The organism is Erythrobacter aurantius (assembly GCF_023823125.1).
In the GTDB taxonomy this organism is placed as follows: Bacteria; Pseudomonadota; Alphaproteobacteria; order Sphingomonadales; family Sphingomonadaceae; genus Erythrobacter; species Erythrobacter aurantius.
Genome location: NZ_CP090949.1, coordinates 3,352,236 through 3,375,068, shown reverse-complemented (window position 1 = coordinate 3,375,068; position 22,833 = coordinate 3,352,236). Strand labels below are relative to the sequence as shown.

General features: G+C 61.2%; 23 protein-coding genes and 1 tRNA gene. 9 read left to right on the top strand and 15 right to left on the bottom strand.

Annotated elements, in window-relative coordinates; all coding sequences use genetic code 11:
• Positions 1-125 precede the first annotated feature (125 nt).
• Positions 126-1,130 (top strand): zinc transporter ZntB, encoded by a 1,005-nt coding sequence (locus L1K66_RS16180; RefSeq protein ID WP_252258839.1) that lies wholly within the window; start codon positions 126-128, stop codon positions 1,128-1,130.
• 63 nt (positions 1,131-1,193) lie between these two features.
• On the opposite strand, the gene L1K66_RS16175 is transcribed toward L1K66_RS16180, so the two are convergent.
• The 4 genes from L1K66_RS16175 to L1K66_RS16160 all read right to left on the bottom strand — a co-directional run bounded on the left by L1K66_RS16175 (position 1,194) and on the right by L1K66_RS16160 (position 3,219).
• Positions 1,194-1,859 (bottom strand): NrsF family protein, encoded by a 666-nt coding sequence (locus L1K66_RS16175; RefSeq protein ID WP_252258837.1) that lies wholly within the window; start codon positions 1,857-1,859, stop codon positions 1,194-1,196.
• Between the two features lies 1 nt (position 1,860).
• Entirely contained in the window at positions 1,861-2,391 is a 531-nt protein-coding gene (locus L1K66_RS16170) for a sigma-70 family RNA polymerase sigma factor (protein ID WP_252258835.1), read from the bottom strand.
• A 1-nt stretch (position 2,392) separates the two neighbouring features.
• Positions 2,393-2,866, bottom strand: coding sequence for a DoxX family protein (locus L1K66_RS16165; RefSeq protein WP_034955432.1), 474 nt, complete (start codon positions 2,864-2,866; stop codon positions 2,393-2,395).
• A 71-nt stretch (positions 2,867-2,937) separates the two neighbouring features.
• The gene (locus L1K66_RS16160) at positions 2,938-3,219 is read right to left on the bottom strand and encodes a BufA1 family periplasmic bufferin-type metallophore (RefSeq protein WP_051700128.1); all 282 of its coding nucleotides are present in this window, start codon (positions 3,217-3,219) and stop codon (positions 2,938-2,940) included.
• 190 nt (positions 3,220-3,409) lie between these two features.
• Between L1K66_RS16160 and bufB the strand changes: the two genes are divergently transcribed.
• Genes bufB through L1K66_RS16145 form a run of 3 tightly spaced genes read left to right on the top strand, consistent with a single transcriptional unit; the run spans position 3,410 to position 6,051 of the window.
• Positions 3,410-4,267, top strand: coding sequence for an MNIO family bufferin maturase (gene bufB / locus L1K66_RS16155; RefSeq protein WP_252258833.1), 858 nt, complete (start codon positions 3,410-3,412; stop codon positions 4,265-4,267).
• Positions 4,264-5,052 (top strand): HvfC/BufC family peptide modification chaperone, encoded by a 789-nt coding sequence (locus L1K66_RS16150; RefSeq protein WP_252258832.1) that lies wholly within the window; start codon positions 4,264-4,266, stop codon positions 5,050-5,052. The genes bufB and L1K66_RS16150 overlap by 4 nt, the downstream gene beginning before the upstream one ends.
• A gap of 60 nt (positions 5,053-5,112) precedes the next feature.
• Positions 5,113-6,051: an alpha/beta hydrolase fold domain-containing protein gene (locus tag L1K66_RS16145; RefSeq protein WP_252258831.1), complete on the top strand. Its 939-nt coding sequence runs from the start codon at positions 5,113-5,115 to the stop codon at positions 6,049-6,051.
• Here L1K66_RS16145 and L1K66_RS16140 read toward each other — a convergent pair.
• Positions 6,048-6,995: an SDR family NAD(P)-dependent oxidoreductase gene (locus L1K66_RS16140; protein WP_252258830.1), complete on the bottom strand. Its 948-nt coding sequence runs from the start codon at positions 6,993-6,995 to the stop codon at positions 6,048-6,050. The genes L1K66_RS16145 and L1K66_RS16140 overlap by 4 nt on opposite strands.
• A 61-nt stretch (positions 6,996-7,056) precedes the next feature.
• On the opposite strand from L1K66_RS16140, the gene L1K66_RS16135 reads away from it, so the two are divergent.
• Entirely contained in the window at positions 7,057-8,217 is a 1,161-nt protein-coding gene (locus tag L1K66_RS16135) for an isoaspartyl peptidase/L-asparaginase family protein (RefSeq protein ID WP_407931959.1), read from the top strand.
• On the opposite strand, the gene bla is transcribed toward L1K66_RS16135, so the two are convergent.
• The 8 genes from bla to L1K66_RS16095 form a co-directional block, all read right to left on the bottom strand.
• Complete coding sequence (bla, locus tag L1K66_RS16130; protein WP_252258829.1) at positions 8,218-9,162, bottom strand: class A beta-lactamase; 945 nt, start codon at positions 9,160-9,162, stop codon at positions 8,218-8,220.
• Positions 9,159-10,088 carry an RDD family protein gene (locus tag L1K66_RS16125; protein ID WP_252258828.1) on the bottom strand — a complete coding sequence of 310 codons (930 nt, stop codon included), beginning with the start codon at positions 10,086-10,088 and terminating at the stop codon, positions 9,159-9,161. The genes bla and L1K66_RS16125 overlap by 4 nt, the downstream gene beginning before the upstream one ends.
• Positions 10,085-11,164, bottom strand: coding sequence for a stage II sporulation protein M (locus L1K66_RS16120; protein WP_252258827.1), 1,080 nt, complete (start codon positions 11,162-11,164; stop codon positions 10,085-10,087). The genes L1K66_RS16125 and L1K66_RS16120 overlap by 4 nt, the downstream gene beginning before the upstream one ends.
• A complete protein-coding gene (locus tag L1K66_RS16115; RefSeq protein WP_252258826.1) occupies positions 11,161-12,492 on the bottom strand; it encodes a DUF58 domain-containing protein in 1,332 nt (443 codons plus the stop codon). Before L1K66_RS16115 ends, L1K66_RS16120 begins: the two co-directional genes overlap by 4 nt.
• Before the next feature lie 30 nt (positions 12,493-12,522).
• Entirely contained in the window at positions 12,523-13,479 is a 957-nt protein-coding gene (locus tag L1K66_RS16110; protein ID WP_252260537.1) for an AAA family ATPase, read from the bottom strand.
• Between the two features lie 47 nt (positions 13,480-13,526).
• Positions 13,527-14,825 carry a DUF4350 domain-containing protein gene (locus L1K66_RS16105; RefSeq protein ID WP_252258825.1) on the bottom strand — a complete coding sequence of 433 codons (1,299 nt, stop codon included), beginning with the start codon at positions 14,823-14,825 and terminating at the stop codon, positions 13,527-13,529.
• Positions 14,822-15,547 (bottom strand): hypothetical protein, encoded by a 726-nt coding sequence (locus L1K66_RS16100; RefSeq protein WP_252258823.1) that lies wholly within the window; start codon positions 15,545-15,547, stop codon positions 14,822-14,824. Before L1K66_RS16100 ends, L1K66_RS16105 begins: the two co-directional genes overlap by 4 nt.
• A 72-nt stretch (positions 15,548-15,619) precedes the next feature.
• Positions 15,620-16,513, bottom strand: coding sequence for a prephenate dehydratase (locus L1K66_RS16095; protein ID WP_252258822.1), 894 nt, complete (start codon positions 16,511-16,513; stop codon positions 15,620-15,622).
• A 132-nt stretch (positions 16,514-16,645) separates the two neighbouring features.
• Between L1K66_RS16095 and L1K66_RS16090 the strand changes: the two genes are divergently transcribed.
• Complete coding sequence (locus tag L1K66_RS16090) at positions 16,646-17,308, top strand: c-type cytochrome (protein WP_252258821.1); 663 nt, start codon at positions 16,646-16,648, stop codon at positions 17,306-17,308.
• An 18-nt stretch (positions 17,309-17,326) separates the two neighbouring features.
• Here the strand turns inward: L1K66_RS16090 and L1K66_RS16085 are convergent, their stop codons facing one another.
• Together L1K66_RS16085 and L1K66_RS16080 are read right to left on the bottom strand one after the other, a co-directional pair.
• Positions 17,327-17,992 carry an RlmE family RNA methyltransferase gene (locus L1K66_RS16085; protein WP_034955413.1) on the bottom strand — a complete coding sequence of 222 codons (666 nt, stop codon included), beginning with the start codon at positions 17,990-17,992 and terminating at the stop codon, positions 17,327-17,329.
• Positions 17,989-19,308 (bottom strand): Ppx/GppA phosphatase family protein, encoded by a 1,320-nt coding sequence (locus L1K66_RS16080; protein WP_252258820.1) that lies wholly within the window; start codon positions 19,306-19,308, stop codon positions 17,989-17,991. Before L1K66_RS16080 ends, L1K66_RS16085 begins: the two co-directional genes overlap by 4 nt.
• 164 nt (positions 19,309-19,472) lie before the next feature.
• On the opposite strand from L1K66_RS16080, the gene L1K66_RS16075 reads away from it, so the two are divergent.
• From L1K66_RS16075 to L1K66_RS16065, 3 genes are all read left to right on the top strand, one after another.
• Positions 19,473-19,546: transfer RNA gene (locus L1K66_RS16075), tRNA-Gln, on the top strand.
• Positions 19,547-20,815: 1,269 nt separating this feature from the next.
• Positions 20,816-22,135 (top strand): EAL domain-containing protein, encoded by a 1,320-nt coding sequence (locus tag L1K66_RS16070; protein ID WP_252260536.1) that lies wholly within the window; start codon positions 20,816-20,818, stop codon positions 22,133-22,135.
• A 10-nt stretch (positions 22,136-22,145) separates the two neighbouring features.
• Positions 22,146-22,682 (top strand): hypothetical protein, encoded by a 537-nt coding sequence (locus L1K66_RS16065; protein WP_252258819.1) that lies wholly within the window; start codon positions 22,146-22,148, stop codon positions 22,680-22,682.
• Positions 22,683-22,833 lie beyond the last annotated feature (151 nt).

Genomic DNA, 22,833 nt, shown 5'->3' with positions numbered 1-22,833 from the left:
ACAGCACCTTGCTGTACGGACCATATGGCACCTGACATCCGGTTTTGCGACCCTTTCCATGCACACAGGAGTAGCTGATCACGCAAGAGTAGGAAAATGGTGCGCCGTGGGGCATTAAGCGGTGGATGGATGATCTAGCTACAGACGAAGCCGGAGGAACCGATCCGCTGATTTTCGGCCGGGTGCTGGACGGAAAAGGCGGCGCACGCACCATCGGGCGCCACGAAGTCGACAATTGGAAGCCTGCGTTCCCCGGTGAAGTGCTGTGGCTGCACCTTCGGCGCCACGCACCCGAAGTCCAACCATGGCTTGAACGGGATCTGGGAATACCCGAACCGACTGCGGAACTGCTGGTTTCGGATTCGACCCGTCCGCGAGCGCTGCGCGAAGGCAATACGATTGTCGCGACCTTGCGCGGGATCAATTTCCACCCCGATGCCGAACCCGAAGACATGATATCTCTGCAATTGTGGTCCGATGGCACCCGCCTGATCACTTTGCGCAAGATGCCGATGCAAACCCCCCGCGATCTCATGGGGCTGCTTGATCGAGGGCGCGGACCCACCGATGCGGGCAATGCGATCACCGCGATAGTCGAACAGCTGACTGTCCGAATGAATCAATCCATCGTCGATATGAACAGCCAGATCGATCAGCTGGACGTAATGGATGTCGAGCACGATCACGAGGAAATCCTGCCGCGCATCACATCGATCCGGCGCAATTGCCTCGCGCTGAAACGGCATATGTCGCCCCAGCACGAAGCGCTGGAGCGGATATCGCGCGACGCGCCCGACTGGTTTGAGGAACATGACCGGCGCGAAATCGCGGAATCAATCGACCGGCTGCGGCGCTACCTCGACGATATCGATATCAGCAAGGAAAGCGCGGTGGTGTTGCAGGACGAATTGCGGGCCCGCGCGCTCGCATCGAATGAACACGCGACTTACATGCTTACGATTGTGGCCGGGATTTTCCTGCCGCTGGGCTTTCTTACCGGACTGATGGGTATCAACGTCGGAGGAATGCCCGGCGTCGATTCCAGCATGGGTTTCTGGATCGTGGTTGGACTCTGCGCTGTGGTAATGTCGCTCCAGCTGTTCCTGTTCTGGCGCTGGAAATGGTTGTGACTTGGGCTTGGCGGGTCCGGTCTTGCCTTAGCTACAGGCGGCGGACCGGCTAGCCTTCGTCCCTTACCAGCGGATCAGCGGCGGAACCGCAAGGCGACCGGCAAGGGCACCCAGCGCCGCCGGGACGACATGGACGATCCCCACATGGGCAATCGAATCGAGCGGGCAGGTGATGCCGTAGGCAACCGAGCCGAGCGTTCCCGCTGCAAGCCCCGTCAGCCAGCCCGCGCGCTCCAGTGAAACCGGAGCGCCCCGGCGCAGGAACAGCACGGCGGCAATTGCGACCAGCAATCCAGCCGACAGCCCATAGGCCGCGCATTCCCAATACCAGACCGCCGGATCGGCAAGCGCACCGGCAGAATGATCATGCGTCGCCTCAAAAGACACCAGCATGATGATCGCTGCGGCCGGGACGACTGCGAGCATTGCCGCGCTCCACCAGGCCCCGCTGGATTTCGCACCGACACGGGGCAGTGCGCTCGCAGCCAAGGTCAGGGCGCTGGCCGTACCCGTAACCAGCAACAGGCCGTTGGTGATCCAGAAAAAGCCCGATGCCTCACCCGTGACCAACCCGTTCCAGAAGCCGTGAATGACGATCGACGCCACGGCGGCGACCAGCGTGGCAAAACCTATCAGCAGCGCGCCTTCGAACGGCTTGACCCGGCGAACGGGCGCAGCCTGCTCGGTCAATGCGGCGATCAGATCTTCGCGGTTGGGGTATTTGTCCATGTCAGTCTGCTTTCTCGACCAAAGCGGCCAGCTTCTTCAGGCCGCGATGGATATTCACTTTTACCAGGCTTTCGCTCTGCCCGGTTTTTTGCGCGGCCTCGCTAATCGACAATCCGGCGATTTTCACCAGTTCGATCGCTTCCGCCTGCTTCTGCGGCAATTGCCCGAACAGCCGATCAAGGCTGACGCGGGCCATCACCACTTCTTCTTCGCTGTCTTCTACGGCGTCATCTTCCATCAGTTCCTTGCCGTCGTGCTTGTACACCCGGCGCAGGTGATCGACCCAACGATAGCGCGCGATTGCGGCCAGCCACGGCAGGAACGGACGATCGGGATCCCAGGTCGCGCGCTTGGTATAGAATGCGATCAGCACGTCCTGAACCAGATCGTCGATGGAATGCGGTGGCACCCGGCGGCGGAAATACCGCTCCAGCCACAGCCCGACTTCCGAGAGCAGCACATTGGTGGCGACTTTATCGCCATCCTGTGCCGCAATCATCAGTCGGGCAAAGGTGGGTTCGTCCGCGACCATGTCAGGCGGCTTTCACACCCGTGATCCGTCCCAGCAGGGTATCGAGGCTGATCAGGCCCGGCCCCCGGCTGATGATGATGGCGGCCAGCGCCAGCACCGTGATGTCCCAGCCAAAGAAGTGATCCCATGTCGGAAACACGAAAAGCTGGATCACCAGAGCCATAACTGCCAGCGCGGCTGCCGAAATCCGGCTGAACAAACCGATGAACAGCAGGATCGGAAATGCGAATTCGGCATAGACCGTCAGTGGCACGGCGAGATCGGGCGACAACGGCAGGCCCGCAAATTCGTTTTCGAAAATGATGTACTGGACATCGCTGATCGAGAGCAGTGTGCCTTCTTCCACCTTGGTCTGGTACGACCGCCAGAAAATCCCGGCAAGTGCGACGCGGGTGGTGAACAGGGCAATGCTTTCGACGGCGGCGCCTGACAGGATGCCGGTGAGCCGTGCCCAAAGGGATGTGATAGCGTTCATGAATTCCTCCTGAGACAGGATGATCGGCCCGCTGTCTTTGCCTGACAGGCCGATCTTTCCCGGTTTGCAGATCAGCGATCGATCGGGGTCAGCGAGCCTTTGCCCTTGGGCGTTTCGATGCTGGTGCAGGTGCCCTTGTCGACATACTTCCAGGCGTTGCCCTGATAATCGCGGGTCGAGGTTCCGGCGCAGCTGGTGCCAGGGCCTGCAGCGCAATCGTTTTTGCCTGCCAGCGCGATGCCGTAGCACTTTTCCTTTGCGCCCTGCGCCGCGACCGGTGTGGTGGCGAGCCCGGCGGCAATCCCGGCAGTAAGAGCAAGACCGGCGATCCCGGCAATCGATTTGGCTTTCACGACAATTCTCCCGAAGGCTTCGTTTCGTCCGCTCCGGCACCATTGCCGGAACTGCCCGGTATTTCGCGCCGGTTCGGCAGGCGGTTACAGTCGGGGTGTCGGAAATTTGTATTTCGCCTGTCTGTAACCGCGTGCGCTGGCGGACGAACACACATGCGAGTCTCTTGATAAATTCTGCTATGGAGCCGTCATGCCTGCCCCATCCGATCCGATTGCGCCGTTTGGCGGTTTTGGCCTCGGGCTGAGGCGGACGCATTACGACGATTTTCTGCAGGGCGATGTGCCGGTCGATTTCGTCGAGGTGATCAGCGAAAACTACATGATCGAAGGCGGGCGGCAGCTGCGCATTCTGGAGCAGGTGCGCGAAAAACTGCCGGTGATCATCCACGGCGTGTCGATGTCGATCGGATCGGCGGGCGGGCTTGATCACGATTATCTCGCGAAGCTGAAACGGCTGGAGCAGCGGATCGAGCCGCTGTGGGTGTCCGATCACCTGTGCTGGACGCGCACCAGCGCGCACAATTCGCACGATCTTTTGCCGTTGCCCCTGACGCGCGAGGCGCTGGATACGGTGTGCGCCAATATCGACCATGCGCAAGAGGCGCTGGGCCGGGCGATGCTGTTCGAAAACCCGTCGAGCTATCTGACCTTCCCCGAAGACGAGATGGCCGAGTGGGAATTCCTTTCCGAAATGGCACGGCGAACGGGGTGTTATCTGCTGCTGGATGTGAACAACATCTATGTCTCGGCGCAGAACCACGGGTTTTCGGCAAGGGATTATCTCGCGGGCCTGCCGCTTGACCGGGTGCGGCAAATTCACCTTGCGGGCCATGATCCGGCGACGGCGGAGCGCGATATCATCATCGACACGCATGATCGCCCGGTGATCGATCCGGTGTGGGATCTTTACGCGCAGGCGATGGCGATGTTGCCGCAGCCGGTCGCCACCATGATCGAGCGGGACGAGAACATTCCACCCTTACCCGAATTGCTGGCCGAGCTTGATCGTGCGCGCGACATTGCCGGCAGCGCTCTGGTGGCGGCATGACTTCGCTGGCGGAGCGACAAGGCGCGTTCCTGTGCGCGCTGCTCGACGATGAAGCGCCCCTGCCCGCAGGTTGGGGCAATTCCCAGGTTGCAGGGCTGGCGGTCTATCGCGGCAATTACCGTTCGGCGATCATGGGCGCGCTGGCCGAAACGTTTGAGCGCACGGCGCTTCATGTCGGCGAACGGGCCTTCGCCCAGGCCGCGATCAACCATGCAATCGCCAATCCGCCTGCGGGCTGGACGATCGACGAGGCGGGGCAGGGCTTTGACCGGACCTGCGCGGCCCTGTTTGCGGACAGGCCCGAGGTCGCCGAACTCGTCTGGCTGGAATGGGCGATGCTGGAACTGGCGACCGCGCCCGATTGGGAGCCTTTTACGCCGCAGGACTTTGCGCATGCTGTCGCGGATTTCGGCGATGAAGACTGGGGCGAAATGCGGCTGGCCTTGCAACCGCGGGCCAGGACGCGGCTGGTCGATCATGATCTGGAGGCGCTGTGGCGCGCTCTGGGTAGCGGCGATGAGCAGCCCGATTTAGGCTTGTCCCAATCGCAATGCTGCCTCGTCTGGCGCGAAGGAGAACGGCCGACATTCACCCTCGTTGAAGCCGATCACGCAGCCGCCTTTGCCGCGATACAGAGCGGAGCAAGCTATGGTGAGTTGATCGGAATGCTGATCGGTGACGATCCGGACCCTTCCGAAGAGGCAATCCAAAATGCGGCCATGCGCGCCGGTGCGATATTGGGCCGCTGGCTAAACGAAGGGATCGTGGTCGCGATCAATCCCTGACGCTGCGGCCTTGACTTGATGGCTGGCTCGTCCAGTTTCCGCGTCAAGGGGAGAGACACGATGCTGACCGACGCCTCGATCGAATTGCGCAGCGCGAAGCCGAGCCTGCTGATGCGGCTCGTGAAATGGCTGATGAGCACCCGCAAGCCGGTGTTTCCGCACACGGCGCCGGAATTCCGCGAGCACATGAAACAGCGCAGCGTGCCAAGCGACGCGCCGATGCCTGCGGGTTTTTCCGCCAAATTCGATGTCGAGCAGTGGGAGGCAGCCGGGCAGAAGGTCATTACGCTGCACCCGAAAAGCGGGCGGGGCGAATGGCACATGCTTTACTTCCACGGTGGCGGGTTCGTGCTGCCGATGTTCAAGGAGCATTGGCCGCTTGCCGCCGCGATGGTCGAGCAATGCGGCGTCAGCGTCACCCTGCCGATGTACGAGGTGGTGCCGGAACATTCGCATCAGGTGCAGGATGCCGTCGCCGATGCTGCCTTTGCAAAGCTGGCGGAAAGCCACGATCCGGCGAAGATTGTCCTCAACGGTGATAGCGCGGGCGGGCATATGGCGCTCAGCCTCGCACTGCGGCTGGCAAAGGCTGGCGGGCCGCAACCGGGCAAGCTGGCGCTGTTCGCCCCATGGCTCGACGTCACCATGGCTGATCCGGCGATTGCCGCGGTCGAGCCGCATGACCTGATGCTGAAGATCGGCACATTGCGCGCTTGCGGAGAGATGTTCGCGGGCGACCGTGATCCGGCGAGCGCTGAATGCAGCCCGCTCTACACCGCGAAGGAAGATCTCGCATTGCTGCCGCCGACGCGCATCTGGACCGGCAGGCATGACCTTTTCATCATCGATTCCCGCACCTTCACCGGCAAACTGCGCGATGCGGGCGTGGATGCGAAGCTATACGAATACGAAGCCGCGCCGCACGTCTTCATGGCGATCGTGCCGACGCGGGAATCGAAAGACACGCTGGCGTTGCTGAGGGAATTCCTTGCCGACTAGGCGAAGGTTTCTCCCGTCAGCTGCTCGCTCAGAGCCCAAAGCGCGTCGGCAGTGCCTTTGTCCAGCGCATAACTGCGCACACCGCCGCTGCTGCTTTCGTCGTCCACTTCGGCGACGTGGCAATCCTCGCAATAAACTCCGCCTTTGCCTTCGAGCTCGGGCGCGGTGGCAGCCCAGCATTGCGTCGCTGCACCTTGCGGGATGGTCTTCCACGCGAAGTCGGGATCGCTTGTGCTGACCCGTGCGATGAGGGCTGCCGACTGCTCTTCGGTCATGTGTCGGCCCAGATTGGTCTGGATGCCGCCCGGATGCACGGCATAGGCGTTGATGCCTTTCGAAGCGAAGCGATCCTCCAGTCCGACGCTGAACAGAACATTGGCCGTCTTGGCCTGACCGTAGCTCGCCCATTCGTTGTAATCGCGGCTTTCGAAGTTGGGATCTTCGAGATTGAGCGGCGCCATATGATGCGCGCGGCTCGACAGGTTCACGATCCGCTTGTCCTGCCCCGCCTCGACCAGCGGCATGAGATATTTGGTCAGCACGAAATGGCCAAGGTGATTGGTGCCGAACTGCATTTCGAACCCGTCGGCGGTGTGGCCCAGCGGGCAGGCCATCACGCCTGCATTGTTGATCAGCAGGTCGATCTTGTCGAACCGCTCATTCGCCTCGGCCCCGCAGGCCCGCACGCTGTCGAGCGAACCGAGATCACAGATGATCGTTTCCAGCTTGGCATCGGGCTGCTCCGCCTTGATCGCGGCCACCGCCGCATCCAGCTTTGACTGGTCGCGGCCTGCCAGAATGACGTGAGCGCCTCTTGCGGCCATCGCCCGGCCCGTTTCCTGGCCCAGCCCGGAATTGCCGCCGGTGACGAACACCGTCTTGCCGCTCAGATCAATGCCCGCCAGCACATCATCGGTGGTGCTGGTTTTGCCAAAAGCGCTCATGGTGTTGTCTCCCGTTTCAAGTGCTGGTGTAATGCCGCGCTTTGGGTTAGCCATGCAACCCATGAAAAACGCTGTCCTTGCCGCGATCACTGCCGGCCTTTTCGCACTCCTTCCCACCCTTTCCCCGGCCCATGCCGAGGCGCATAAGGATGCCCCGATGGACGAAGCTCCCAAATGGTCGATCGCGATCCACGGCGGGGCAGGCACGCTCAGCCCGGACAACATGACGCCGGAACGGCGCGCGGAGTATGAGGCAGCCTTGCAGCAGGCGCTGGACGCCGGGGCGAAGGTGCTGGCCGAAGGCGGCAGCGCGATGGACGCAGTGAAAGCGGCGATCATCCCGATGGAGGATTCGCCGCTGTTCAATGCCGGGCGCGGCGCGGTGTTCACATGGGAAGGGCGCAACGAACTCGACGCCTCGATCATGGACGGTCGCGATCGCAGCGCTGGGGCGGTGACGGGCGTTACCACAGTAAGGAACCCGATCCTGCTCGCCGACATGGTGCGCACCGACAGCCCGCACGTCTTCCTGATGGGGGAGGGCGCGGAGCAGTTTGCGACCGAACGCGGGTTTGAAGTCACCCCGCCCGAATGGTTCGCGACGGAGGCCCGGCGGCAGGCGCTCGAACGGATGAAGGCGCGTGAGTTGTCTGCGCTCGATGTCGATCACAAGTTCGGAACGGTCGGCGCGGTCGCTCTGGACCAGCACGGCAATCTGGCGGCGGGCACGTCGACCGGCGGGATGACTGGCAAGCGTTGGGGCCGCATTGGCGATGCCCCGGTGATTGGCGCGGGCACCTATGCGGACAACCGCTCCTGCGCGGTCTCGGCGACAGGATGGGGTGAATATTTCATCCGCGTCGGCGTGGCGCAGGAGATTTGCACAAGGTTGCGGATTGCAGGTCAGGCGCCCGTTGTCACACCAATCCCTGAAGATGGTCTGACTGGTGAACTTCGCGAAATGGTTACTGGAGATGGTGAGACATCTCGCCAGATCTGGCATGCTCGGCGGGCTCAGAGGGCTGCCGATGACGTCATGGCCGAAGTTGCCGAGCTTGGCGGTGATGGCGGCATTATCCTCGTCACGCCCGAGGGCCACGCTCTTTACAGCTTCAACACCACCGGCATGTATCGCGGCCGCGCCAACAGCGACGGGATGAACGAAGTCGCTATCTTTGGAGGAGAGGATGGGGCGGGTTCGGGCAATACGCCCGATCATTGATCAGTCGATCAGCCCGGATTTATCGCGGGCAAACCGCACAATCACCTCGCCAACCCGCGCCAGTGCAGTCTCGGCGCGGGTCTGCATATCGTCATCCGCCTGCCGCGCCCTCAGATAGCAGGCGAATATGATCGGCGGCAGCCCGTCAGGGCTTTCTGCGAACCCGATGTCGATGTAATTGCCATCGGTGCCGATCAGCCCGCTTGTGCCGGTCTTGTCGCCCGCCACCCAGCCTTCGGGCAGCCCCGCGCGCACGCGGCGCAACCCCGTGTTGGTCTCGACCATCCAGCTTTTTAGATCGGACCGCTCAGCCTGCGGCAGCACATCGCCATAGACGATCTTCGCCACGGTGCGCGCCATGGCGGCCGGGGTGGTGGTGTCACGATATTCGCTCGGCGGGACGATGTTCATCTCCGGTTCCCACCGGTCGACCCTGCTCACTTCATCGCCAATCGAGCGCCAGAAGCCGGTGAGCGCCGGCGGGCCGCCAATTTCGCGCAGCAGGAGGTTGGCGGCGGTGTTGTCCGAAGTCACCTGCGTCGCCCGCGCCAATTCGCGTATAGTGGCCCCGGTGCCGATCCGTTCGCGGGTGAAGGGTGCGTAGGCCAGCAAATCGGCTTCGCTCCACGTTACGAGGCGATCCGCATCATCCTCTCCGCTGGCGTGGCGCTGCAACACCTTGGCTGCGAGCGAAAGCTTGAAGGATGAAGCATGACCGAACCGCCGATCGCGGTTGATCCCGACGGACCGGCCCGTGGCAAGATTGATCAGTTCCACGCCCAGCGTCCCGTTCGCTTCGCCTTCGACCTGGCGCAGCATTGCGGCATAGCGGTTGCCCGGACCCGTTTCGGGCGGTGTCACTTCGGGCAGGCGCAGCGAACAGCCGGGCAGCATCGCCCCCGCGATGAGCGATCCCGCCACAAATCCGCGCCGTGAAATCGTCATGAATGCTTGTCCGCCTTGCGTTTGCCGAAGCGCATGTCGCCTTCGAGCTTGGCACGCAATTGCGCATAAAAGGCTTCGAGAAAAGCGCGTTCGTCGCCTGCGCCCGGATCCCATCCGATCTTGCGGCAGATGGTGGCGTGGACTGCGGCCAATGCCTCGGGCCGGGCTTCGCGCAGCAACCGCTCGAGCGTCTGCAACTCATGCTCGCCATAGACCGACAGCTCTTCTTCACCGAACTCATAGCGTACCCCGGTGGTTTCGCTGGTCGCATCGGCAGCGGCGCCTTGGGTGGACAGCGCTTCGGCCAGCTTGGTGCGCGGCGCGTCGATCACCCAAGTGCCTGCGATCACGTCGCCTGCGCGCATCGCGTCCTTGTTGAAGAACGGGAACAGCGCGAACACAAGGAACCACAGCAAGGCCGCCCAGATCATGCTGCCGCCGTCGATCCCGGCGGCGCTGGTGATTAGCGTGACGATGATGAAGATCAGCGGATAGAATATCTCGATATCGCGCAGCAGATTGCGGGCGATCACCGCTTCGGGGGTCAGCCTGCCCCCGCCGCGCGCGGCGATGCGGATACCGACCGCGCGCTTGCCCAGCGTGGCGCCGCGCGGGCCGAGTTCTTGCACCAGAAAATACCCGTACCACGCAATGAAGACGAACAGGATCCGGATCACGACGAGGAATTCAGCAGCCCCGGAAATCGACTGGTCGGCCGCATCGGCCAGATCCTCGACAGCGCCGCCGATAGTCAGGCTGAGCAAGATCTGGAACAGGACCAGCGCAATGTTGAGGAACATGGAGTCGAGTGCCAGCGCGCCAAACCGCGATGCGCGTGAGGCCACCTTGACCGGCACGGCGATGCCCTCGGGCGTGACCAGCACCCGCGCGCGCTTGTCGGCATTCGCGAGGGCGGCGCTGCTCATGCGGCTTCCTCCGCAGTGTCATGATCGAGCCTGCGCGGCTTGTAGAGGAAGAAATAGGCGAGCCAGAACGTCAGGAACGCCCCGCCGATTGCAAAGCGGCTTTCCGATGCGGCGACCAATTGGCGTGGGAAGGCTTCCAGCAAGGCGGCAACGATCATCATGATCACCACGCCCACCATCACCACCGCGCTCCGCCTGCCGCTGGCAGACGCCGCATCAAGCACCGAACGGTCGCCCGGAAACGCCATCGACCGCCCGATATGCAGGCCGGCGGCACCCGCCAGCAGGATGCCGAACAGTTCGGTGGTGCCATGCACGCTCAGCCAGGCCGAGAATTCGACCAGCAGCCCGGCTTCGTTGAACAGCCAAAGCGCTGCGCCCAGCAATGCCATGTTGTGGATCAGGAGCATCAGCGAAGGGATGCCGAATGCAAATCCGAGCGCGAAGGCGAGAATGCAAACGCCCGCATTGTTGCTGAACAGATAGGCGGCGAAAGCGGACAGGCCGCCCGTGCTTTCCTCAACCTGCAAGGTGGAAAGCAATTCTTCCCGGCTGGCACCCGGCACCCGCCCCCCGGCCATCTGGGCGGGGACAAGGCGATAATACCAGTCCTGATCCTGCACCACGAGCAGCCAGCCAACCACCGCGCCCGCCACCATCACGAACAGCGCGATGCAGATGTCGAGCCAGATTTCGCGCACCGCGCGGCTCCATCCGCCAAAAAGAAACTCGCGCAGCCAGGCGAAGAATCCCTTTCGCGGACCATAGACTTGAAACCACGCACGCTGGACGAGACTTTCGAGATAGGACAGTGTGGCGAGATCAAGCGAAGTTTCACGCGCGACCGACAGGCTGGATGCGGCGGTTCGGTACAGCGTCGGCAGCGCCAGCAGATCGTCATCGTCGATCCGCTTGAGCCCGCCCTTTTCCATTCGGGCGATAATGTCTTCGAGCCGCCGCCAGTCGCCTTCGCGTTCCAGCCGGAAACGATCGGAACGCAGCGCCGCGCTCTCGATATCGGCGGGTGCGGCCATTTCCTGGCGGCCAAACCACGATCCCAGCATCGGCGCCTTCATCCGATTGCCTCGCTGTTCTTGATCAGGAAATACTTGTCGATCAGACGATACCCGATCTGGCGATAGGGCGCTTCGATCACGTCGACGCCCATGCGACGGAGCCGCTGCAACACGATCTGGCGCTGGTGCAGCAGGGTGTCCGCCGTCACCGAGCGGGCAAGCGTCGCAACATCGCCCGGTTCCTCGTCGATGAAACTTTCGAGCTCGCTGTCGGCAATGGTGACGAACAGCACCAGATGCTTGTTCACCAGTCGCCCGATACTTTCGATCATCATTTCCGCCGCCGTAGGATCGGTGAAATCGGAAAACAGCACGATCAAAGAACGGCGTTTGAGTTTCGAAGTCAGCGTTGCCAGCGCAAGGGTGAAATTGGGCTCGACCGGTTCATAATCGAGGCCCGCCGCCGCGCTTTGCAAGCGGTGGAACGCGCGCGAATCCGCCACAAACGGCGTCATCACCTGCGGCCTTTGGGCAAAGCCGAAGAGCGAAACCTTGTCGCCACCTTTCAGGGCGACATAGGAACAGGTGAGCGCGGCCGACACCGCCCGGTCGATGCGCGGCAGGCCGTCCACCGGTTCGCACATCGCCTGTCCGCAATCGAAGGCAAAGACGATCTGGTTGTTGCGCTCGCTTTCGTTCTCGCGGGCATAAAGGTGGTTGTGCCGCGCGCTGGCCTTCCAGTCGATCCGCCGCCGGTCCATGCCCGGTTCGTATTCCGACAAAGCCTCGAACTGGGTGCCTTCGCCGCGAATACGCCGCGCGATCAGCCCGGTCTGGGCGTTGCGCAGAAAGGTCTGCAACTCGCGCGAGCGAACCGGTGAAAGATCGGGCCAGATGCGCACCTGAGTATCAAGCGTTTTGACCGATTGCCGCGCGCCAAGACCCAGTGGTCCTGACCAGCGCAGCCATGCGCGGCTGATGTCGCCCGTGCCGCGCCGTTCCGGCCTTACTTCGGTGGTGCCGCTGTGGGTTGCGGTTTCATCATCGTGCACAAGCCCCAGCACTGCCTTGCCCGCTTCGCCCAGCCGGGGATCGAATTCCAGCGCCGCCCTTGGCCTGCCGACCATGCGCCCTGCAAAGCGCGCATGGACATCGAGCGCGCACGGCTGCCCCACTTCCGTGTCGGCGGGCGCTACAAACTGCCATTCGCGCACTCCGCCTGCCATCAGCCCATCGATCACCACCAACGCGATCAGGGCCACGGCGGCAACCGGCGCGATGATCCATAGCTCTGGCGAAACGGAGCCGATCACCAAAGCCAACGGCGCGAAGGCGGCTATCAGCCACGCGGCGAGCTTGGTCGGGACAAGGGGCAGGGAGAATGCCATGCTAGCGTTTGTCGATCACCATCCTGCCGATCATCGTGGCGCCTGGGTCGCGTCGATCAATTCGGCCACCAGCGCTTCCACGTCGCGCCCTTCGATTTCGGCAGCGGGGCTAAGTGTCAGGCGGTGACGCAACACCGATACTGCAAGCGCCTTGACATCGTCGGGAATGACATAGGCCCGCCCTTCAAGCGCGGCCCGCGCTCGGGCGGCATTTGCGAGCATCACAGCGGCGCGTGGCGATGCGCCGACAGCCAGTTCGGAATGCTCCCGCGTCGCCCGCACCAACCGCACGACATACTGGGTGATCTCGTCGGCCACGGTGACATGATCCAGCGCGGCACTGGCGGTGGCCAGCATCTGCGCGTTGGATACGGGTGTGACCCCCAGATCGGCTGGTTTTTGCGGACCTGAGCGCGAGCCATAGGTGGCAACGATCCGGGCTTCTTCGGCTTCGTCGGGATAGGGGACCAGCAGCTTGAACAGGAACCGGTCAAGCTGGGCTTCGGGCAGGGGATAGACGCCCTGGTTTTCGATCGGGTTCTGGGTTGCGACCACCATGAAGCGGGGCGGCAACTGGTGGGTTTCCCCGTCCAGCGTCACGCGGCGTTCCTGCATCGCTTCGAGCAGCGCGGCCTGTGTCTTGGGCGGTGTGCGGTTGATTTCGTCCGCCAACAGCAATTCGCAGAAGATCGGCCCACGCGTCAGCGTGAATTGGCTGGTCTGGAAATTGAACAGGTTGGAGCCGAGGATGTCGCCCGGCAGCAGATCGGGCGTGAACTGGATGCGCCCGTAATCTAGGCCGAGCGCGGTGGAGAATGCCTGCGCAAGGAACGTCTTGGCCGTCCCCGGAGGCCCTTCGAGCAGGACGTGACCCTGACTGATCAGGGCGACTAGCAGGTGATCAACCATGGCATCCTGCCCGACAATCGCTTTTGCCACTTCCGCGCGGATGGCCTGTGCGAGATCGCGCACCTGTTGCAGCGTCATCGCGCCGGCTTGCGGGGATTGTTGCTGCGGTGTGTCCATTTCTGTGCTCATCGGGATGCTTCTCTTTCTGAATGGCCAGATGTCTTGTGCAAAAGCTCGTAAAGGGCCTGCGCGGCGCGCAGTATGTCGACCGGGCGTTCCGCCTCTCGCAGCCGTGCGGCGCGGCTGGAAAAGCTTTCTTCACCGGGCAATCGGCGAGAGACGGCAGCGTCGAGCGTTTCCTCATCCGCCCGGGCAAGGCCGAGCGCATGGGCCAGCTTGCGCTCGATCAACGCGATATAGGGTTCGCCCAGCAGCCGCATCCGCCGGGCGCGCACGATCAGCCCGGCCCCATTGCTGACCAGCCGGCGCTTGCCGAAAGCCAGTTCCTGCGCAGGGGCCGCCGTCGGCCCGAACCGCAAGAAAGCGCGCCAGCCCACGATCAGCAGGGCGAGGATCAGGCACAACGTTGCGGCAAGGAATGGCGGCTGGAAGGCGAGGGTCAAGAGGTTGACCGAACCGCCATAGCCATTGAGCGTCAGGTCGATCGTGATCGCATCGGTATCGCCATATCCAGCCTCCCGCACCAATGCGAGCGCGGCGGCGGCCCGGGTCGGATCGGCAAGCCCGTAATTGTTCATGAGGTCCGGTTCCGCCACGAACATGACCCAATGCGCGTTTTCGTAGTATTCGCTGCCTTCTTCACCGACGACCTGAACCGCCAGCGCATGGCCACCGGCATCAACGATCAAAGGCTCAAGGCCTGCGCCGGATTCGGCATAGCTGATTGTTCTGGTCGGAAGCTCGCCCGACAATTCCAGCCCGCCCCATGATGTTGCCGCATCGTCTTCGAGTTTCTCGATTTCATGGGTAAGCTTGAAGGGGGGCGGCAGCTCGCTGGTCCAGTCCTGCGCGCTTGCGTCGATCAGGCTGACCCAATCGTCCTGCATCCGTTCCTCGTCTGCCTCGATCACATCATCGCGGGGTTTGATCGCCTGCCATTTTGGCAGGATCACCAGAGTCGGGCCGAGATACTCGCGATTATTCAGGATTTCGGCGAATTCCTCAGGGTCGGTGAATGCAGGAGGGGTAAGGATCAGCAGGTCGGTCGTCTCGAACCCGGCGCGGCTGCGGGAAGTTTCGACGGTGTACCCATTCGCCTTGAGCAGCCTTGCCAGCCCTGAATAGCCGTTGATCCCGTCAGCCGCGGCATGCGCTTCGCCGCCGCTGTCAGGTTCACCGGTATCGCCCGTGGCGATGAAATAGAGCATGGCCAGAAATGCGATGAAGCCCACCACCAGCACCGCCAGGAAACCACCCCGGCTGAATGGCGATGCGCCGCGTGCCCGCTGAATGCCGGTGCTCATGCCTTGCCTCCTTCGATCCGGCTGAGCGCGAAATCGGCATAGGCTGTGCGGGCCGCTTCCCAATCGGTACGGTCGAGAGCGGTAAGCGCGAACAGGCTGCGTTCGACCCGCTCGGCAATCGTGGCAAAGGCTCCGCGCGCTTTGTCGGAAAGCGCGGGCAGGGCGGCAAGTTCGCGCGCGGTGCTCGAAGGTTCGACCCAGTCGGGCCGTGCCCGCGCGATCTGCCCGACACTGCGGATCAGCAACAGGTGAGTCGCCTCGTCAAAGCGACCTTCGGCGGCCAAACGGTCCGCATCTTCGAGCAGGGCAAGCGATTCTTCGCGGTCTGGCGCCCATTCCGGCTCGCTGCGCGCCCGGCGTGCAGCTTTGGCGCGTTGTGCCAGAGGGCCGAATGTGCGCGCCAGCAGATAAAGGACGAACGCCGCCAGTAAGGCCAGCAGCACCCATTGCAGCACCGGCCATGAAAGGCCGAGCGCCTGGCCCACCGGGGCAAGTATCGAGGCGAGAAAATCAAGCACAGCACCCAGCAGCTCTGCCAGCCATCCGGGCTCGGGCGGGTCTGGCGGGACCAGGGTGATCTCTTCAAACTGGATGTCGGGATCGCCGCGCAGTTCCTGCCAGCCATCGGGCGCGCCCGCTGCATTGGCAGGAGGGCTGCTGGCGACAGGAATTGCGGCAGGTGCGCCCTGTTCTGCCGGAATGGTCTGCACAGCGTTGGTCATGCAAGCGCACTGGTGGCATGGCCACACCGGCGGTGCAACAGGCTTTGGCGTCTTTTCGCTGGTGCTTTGGGGTTAACCGCGCTTGCGGCCCTGTTCGTAGGTGCCCAGCACTCGCAATTCCTTGGAATGAAACGCACATTCCTCCAACGCACGATCGACTGCCGGATCGCCGGGGATGCCGATGATGTCGGCGTAAAAGCGGGTGGCGGAAAAGCTGGTGCCTTGCTGGTAGCTTTCCAGCTTGGTCATGTTGACGCCGTTGGTGGCGAACCCGCCCAGCGCCTTGTAAAGCGCCGCCGGAATGTTCTTCACTTCGAAGACGAAGGTGGTGATGGCTGGTTTTCCGGCGTCGACATTGATGAAGGTCGGCTTGTCCGCGAGGATCACGAAACGCGTCATGTTGTCATCGCTGTCTTCGACATTGCGCTCGACGATATCCAAGCCGTAAAGTTCCGCCGCGATGGCGGGCGCGATGGCAGCAACCGTCGGGTCGCCTTTCTCGGCCACAAAGGCGGCAGCGCCAGCCGTGTCGGCATAGCTGAGCGGAACAATGCCCCGCTCCCGCAGGAAGAATCGCGACTGACCCAAAGCCTGAGGGTGGCTGTAGGCGGCTTCGAATGGTCCTTCGCCAAGGCCCATCAGCGCGTGATGGATCGGCATGAAGTATTCGCCGACAATGGCAAGGCCACTTTCGGGTAGCAGGAAATGGATGTCGGCCACCCGGCCATGCTGCGAATTCTCAATCGGGATGATCGCCTGACCCGCGCGCCCGTCCTTCACCGCTTCAAGCGCGTCTTCGAAACTGAAGCATGGAAGCGGTAGCGCTTCAGGGCGCGCTTCCATTGCCGCGCGATGCGAATTTGCACCGGGAGAACCTTGAAACGCGATGGCACACGCCGGATCGGCCGCGGCAGCGGTGCGCAGTTCTTCGACTATCGAAAGGGCGGGGCCAGGAAAGCTGTGCATGGTTGACAGCCTGCTAGAGCCCCCTTGCGTTGTCGGCAAGTGGGGCTATTGGCGCTTCTTGCGTTTGATGCACCAGATGGTGATGCGTTTCGCCTTGCACGGGCCAAGGGGGCGCATTAAGGGAGCGCCGGGATGACACAAGAAACCAACAATGAAGCTTCGCAGGGCGCGGATCAGGGCTCGGGCGATCTGTTCAACACCGCAGCGGGTTGGGTGCTTTTTGCAGCCGGCCTCGGCCTTGGCTTTTCGATCCTCGCGGACAAGTATTTCCACGGCTACGATCCGGAACGCCCCGAACAGTTGGGTTACGTGATCGAAGGCGCGGTTGAGGAAGATTCCGGCACGAAAGAAATTTCCTTCGCCGAAGCGCTGGCCTCCGTGACTGTCGAAGATGGCGAAAAAGTCTTCGCCAAGTGCTCGGCCTGCCACTCGATCGATCAGGGCGGTGCCAACGGTGTCGGCCCGAACCTCTATGGGGTTATGGGAACAGCCATCGGCAGTCATGCTCCCGGCTATGCTTACAGCTCGGCCATGGCGAGTCACGGCGGCCAGTGGGGCTGGGACGAAATGAACGAGTGGCTCAAGAACCCGCGCGGTTACGTCGATGGCACCAAGATGGGCTTTGCTGGTCTGTCCAGCATCGAAGACCGGGCCGCCGTGGCGCTCTACATGAACGCGAACGGCAGCAGCCTTGCCCTGCCTGAGTTCACTCCGGCAGAAGAGCCGGTCGCTGAAGAAGCCGCCGAAGGCGAAGTCGCAGCCGAGGCTGCTCCGGCAGCAGAAGCAGCCGAATAATCCAATCTCGGGGCGCGTTCAGTCGCGCCCCTTGAATCCCTGCGCCACAACATACCACTCCGACGAGTCCTTGCGGCTTGCCGGAGGTTTCGCGTGTTTGACGCTGGTGAAATGCTTTTTCAGCAGCGCCAGCAATTCGGTGTCGGTTCCACCAGCCAGCACCTTGGCGACGAAGGCCCCGCCTTTTTCCAGCGTTTCCACCGCGAACCATGCCCCCGCTTCGACAAGAGCCATCGTGCGCAAATGGTCGGTCTGTTTGTGGCCCACCGTGTTTGCCGCCATATCCGACAGCACAAGGTCGGGCGCGCCGCCCAACGCTTCTTCAAGCATCGCGGGGGCCTTGTCGTCCATGAAATCCATCTGGAAAATCGTGACGCCGTCGATCGGTTCGGTCGGCAACAGGTCGATGCCGACGACTTGGGATTTGGGAGCTTTGGCCCGCACGACCTGGCTCCACCCGCCCGGTGCAATGCCAAGGTCGACCACACGTTTCGCCCCGCGAATCAGGCGAAACCGATCATCCAGTTCGATCAGCTTGTAAGCGGCGCGGCTGCGGTACCCGTCGGCCTTGGCCTGCCGGACATAGGGATCGTTGAGCTGGCGTTGCAGCCAGCGGGTCGAGCTTTCGGTGCGCTTCTTGGCGGTCTTGACCCGCCGTTCCGGGTTGCGGCCTGAACGTGTCATTTGGACCCCTGCCCGTTAGTCTTGTGCCCGTTTGGCCTGCGCGGTTTGCTCGCCCGCATTTCGTTGAGCGCGCGCAGGCTGCGCTCGCTCTGGCGTTCCGCGGCCATCAGGCTGCGCAAGATCCCTTCGCGAATGCCGCGATCGGCAACTCCGAGCCGCTCTGCCGGCCACAGGTCGAGTATCGATTCGAGAATGGCGCAGCCTGCCACCACCAGATCGGCGCGATCCTGCCCGATGCATGGCAATTCGCTGCGCTCCTCCGGAGACATCGCGGACAGATCGCTGCTGATGGTGCGCATGGCATGGGACGGTACGATCAAACCATCCACCGCCTTGCGATCATAGTGCGGCAGTTCAAGATGGAGGCTCGCCAGTGTGGTGACAGTGCCGCTGGTGCCCAGCAGGCGGATGTCGTCGCACTGGGCGGCTGATGCAATGCGCTGAGCGAAGGGGGCGAAACTGTCCGACACCAGTTGCCGCATCCGGGCGTAGCGATCCAGCCGTGCAGCACGACTGTCCTCTCCCCGGCCCACGGTATCGGTCAGGGATACCACGCCCCAGGGCACGCTTTGCCAGTCGATGATGCGCGGGATGCGACCGCCCGGTTCAAGCAGTACAAGCTCGGTCGAGCCGCCGCCGATGTCGAAGATGACAGCCGGGCCTTCACCCTGTTCGAGCAAAATGTGGCAGCCCAGAACGGCCAGCCGGGCCTCCTCCTCGGCGCTGATGATGTCGAGCACGATGCCGGTTTCGCGGCGCACCCGCTCGATGAATTCCGCTCCGTTTTCGGCCCTGCGGCATGCCTCTGTCGCCACCGATCGGGCAAGGCGGACATTGCGGCGGCGCAGCTTGTCCGCGCAGATGGACAGGGCGCCCAGCGCCCGGTCCATGGCCTCGTCCGAAAGCCGGCCGCTGGTTGCAAGCCCTTCGCCCAGTTTTACCACGCGGCTGAAGGCGTCGATTACGGTAAAGTCGCGACCTGAAGGCCGCGCGATCAGCAGGCGGCAATTGTTCGTCCCGAGATCCAGCGCGGCGTATGCTTCTCCGCGCATTTGAGGCGCACCTGCGGCCGGTCGGCCCGCTGCTCCACGCAAGGCCTGGCCACGCGGGGCGGTTCCGCGCTGTCCGCGCGTTTTGGGTGTTTCGTTGCCATCGCCTTTGCGCGCTTTCGGAGCGCGTTTGGCATTGGACCTCTCGTTCGGCCTCTGGCCTGGCTGGTGGGAGCGCTTGTAGCGAAAATCGGCTACTTTGCCGGACCTGTCGCCCCTGTTTTTACCAGCTCTCCTGTTCTCGTCCGGCGGAAGCGTATCCGCCATAAATCATTCTTTCTTCTCACTGACGCGAATGGAGCGCCAGCACCTGAAGCCAAATCTAACAGCGGTGCAGGGCAAGAGCAAGCAAGTCGGCCTTGACCGCACAGTCTTGCGAACCTAACAGGCGCGTCTCGCACGGCAGAGCAATCTGATTCTGCGCGCGGTAATGCCCCGTCGTCTAATGGTAAGACTACGGACTCTGACTCCGTCAATTGAGGTTCGAATCCTCACGGGGCATCCAAATTTCGCTTGATAAAACAAAGACGTGCGTGATCCCCTTGTGCATTTCCGCGTGTTCTTTCGCGTTCTCCGTAATTCCACTGATTCCCGCCATTTCTCGTGGAGGCACGGCGACTCCTTGCAACATGAATGCGGCATGCAGCACAAAGCTCTTGGTGGATGGCGAATTTACATTCCACACCGGCCGATAGGCAACACTAGGATAGGCATGCTCAACTCCGGGTAGGACTCTGGACTATTCTTATAGCGGAAAGAAGTTCATTACTGCCATCTAGGCCAACAAAATCTTTTAGGGAGCGAATGAAGAGTGGCTGTAGGCTAGCGTCCTCGAATTTTCTTCCGACTTGGCTAAAATTTTGAGCGCGCTCGGTTTCAATCTCATGAACCTTTTCGCAGATCAGGTACTCGACTTTCACAGAGGGAAGATCAGGTGGTTTTAAGGTGGTAAAAATATATTTAGCCGGAGACGTCTCTTGAGTTAGAGAACTGAACTTGTGGGGAAATTGCTAATCGAGTATCGTATAATTAGGGGATATCATCTTGTTCTCAAAGATTGGATATTTTGTAACATTCCTCTGAATGAAAAGCGTCGTGGATGGCAAGCTTCTCAATGCTCGTGGCATGTTCAAAAGCCCTGACCGCCTTCAACACCTAGAAGCTTATCATGATATGCTCTGGACCGCTCAAGCATTCCGGCCGATGAACGGCAACTTGCGATCAGCGCCAGGCTGGTCGTGATATTAATCACCGGCATTCCTAAAAGAGCAGCCAGTAGCCCAGATGGGCATTGCTTTGGCGGCAAGAAGTGCGGGTCAGTTATACCACCGCTCTTGCCAATTTTGATAGTAATTCCGGTTTATCCATGATTGTGCACGTTGCAGCGCAAAATCTACCAATGAGAAAAGCGCGAGTTCAAGAAACTGGCGAGGCTTTATCTTCAAACCCAAAGCCATAAGAATTTCGATTTTGGAAAACCAAACCATTATGGTGTCTCCATTCAGAAAATTTGACGTAGGGCCAAATCCTGCAACAACCTGAAATTCCGGACTTATCTGTGTGTCGGACATTCGACACGAAACCACGTAAGTCCTGTTTGACAGAGGTTCCCACCACTATGGATGTAGTTTGAGCCGTAAGTGGCAGCAATTTGCCGTGTCCACGAACCGCCGGGGTGCCATCAACGCGTCTCAAGGGGTTTCTCCTTGATCGACTCCAAAGGGGTCGGAAAGGAGCGGCAATTGCCTTCGGGAGGGCAGTAGTTTTGACGGGTATGGTAGGGTGGACTGGGGATTTTGTGGATAATGTTGTTCCGCACCCTGTCTTGCGGCGCGATTTAGGCGGTGACTCGGGGCATTTTTGTTTTGAGCTCAGGATTGCAAATTTCGTCCAGTTAGAGGTGTCTTTTGGGCCGGGTTTTGGTCGGTCTGCTCTTGCCGTCCTGATGGATCGAGTTTCAGAAACATTGTGTGGCATGGCGCTGATCGAGCCAAGATTCGATTGTGGTTTAGAAGTGTATGTTCGCGACCCTGTGGCGGCCAACTTGCCAGCGGTGTCTGACGACCGACGTGAGTGGCTGCAGTCGTTAATTGTGGATCTCATGCTTCGGCCTCTGACGATTAACGGCGTTGTTGTGCATTTGGTTTTGGTAGGATCCGCGCTGGTTCGCGAGCGTCCTCGCAATGGCGCGATAGCTGTAAATGCTGCCGACGAGCTGAGCCCAACGGTTTCTGAGCAATCGAGAAGCGATCATGCGATGGATATGGCTGTTGTTTCGCCAGCGTTGGCGGCAATGGGTGGTTACCGTAGTAAGATGGGGTCGCCTATCGACGTTGAGGTCTGTTGGCAGCCGGTTAGGTTCGCCGCATTGCCCGGCACATCGGCAATTGTCGAGGGCAAGTTTGCAACAATAGATGCAAATGGGCAACTCGAAGTTGGGGGGCGCGTAATTGCGGCGGCAGAGCGGCTGGGCTTGGTTCGTCTTTTCGACCGTTATGTTGCCTCGCGTGCGGTGGACGAATTGCTTGCTTCTCCGGGGGCAGTCGCACTGATGGTAACGGTTGCAGTTGAAAGCTTTGCGGATACGGCCTTTTGGGAGCAGCTGCTCACAAAACTTCTGCGAAAAGGTGGCGTCGCACGTGATCTAATTCTTGAATTACGAGGTCCATTAGGCGGAGCCTCGGTGTTAGGCGTGGGTGAAACATTGGCTGGGCTTAGGCGGGCCGGATGCCGTATTTCTATCGGTCAATTCGGACTCGGTGAAACCTCGTTGCGTGACGCTTCGGTATTTGAGCCCGATATCGTTTCAATAGACCGTCACTTTATTTCGGCGGGGATGCCAGCCCGCTTGGGGTCGGCTCTGCCTCACTTAATCGGGCTTGGTCGGGCATTGCGAGCGCAAGTGCTAGTCGACGGCGTGGATGACGCCCTTGCCGCCACTACTGCGGTGGAGGCTGGAGCTGACTTAATGAAGGGGGCGTGGTGTGGTCCCCCGCGCCTTTCTAGGTGTTGGGCAAGCGGCCACCAGGCCCCTCGGTCTGCCCGCCGTAAGCTCGCCGAAGTGCCAGTCACGCCACCACGCAATTCAAAGTGAGTTATCGCTAATGTTCAAGAAATCTCTCTTTATGGCCATGCTTCTAGTGGGCGGCGTCGCTCATTCGGCTATGGCCAACAATGTAGGTGAAAACATCGCTTGGCAATTTCTTACGCCCGCTGAGCGATCCGCTCTGATGTACCTTGAGGAAGTGCGTCAGAGGGGAATAAATGGTTTTTACTCAGCCCCGATCTACAACACCTATATTAACGATCAGTACAATTGTTCCGTTAATTCTACCGCGACCGGCAATGACGCCGCGTCGAATGCGGTGGCAAACTCCCCAAGTACGAGTGGTCACAGCTCGGATGCAAAAGGCAACCTAAGCGACACGACTTACGACAATGGTGGCCCCGGGGATGGCAGTACCAACTCGTCGACACAGGGCAATAGTGGCGAGATCGAGGCTGATGCGTCTGGTTCCATGTCGGCATCTGTCAGGGGTGACAATTTCCAAGCGCTTAACACCGATCAGAATAACTCAGGTAACCAGTCAGCGACTGTAAACGGCTCGACTGCTTGTCAATATGTGCCGGCAGCCGGATAGAAGGTATGACTTTTTATCCGTATTCCAGACGCTTCGTTGTGAGAAGCTCGACCCTCGTTTTGTCGATATTGCTGATGGGGTGCACTTCTGTCGGAGGCGGGATTGATAGTCAGCGTGTCGCCCCACGCGAAGTGCCTATCGTAATTGGCGC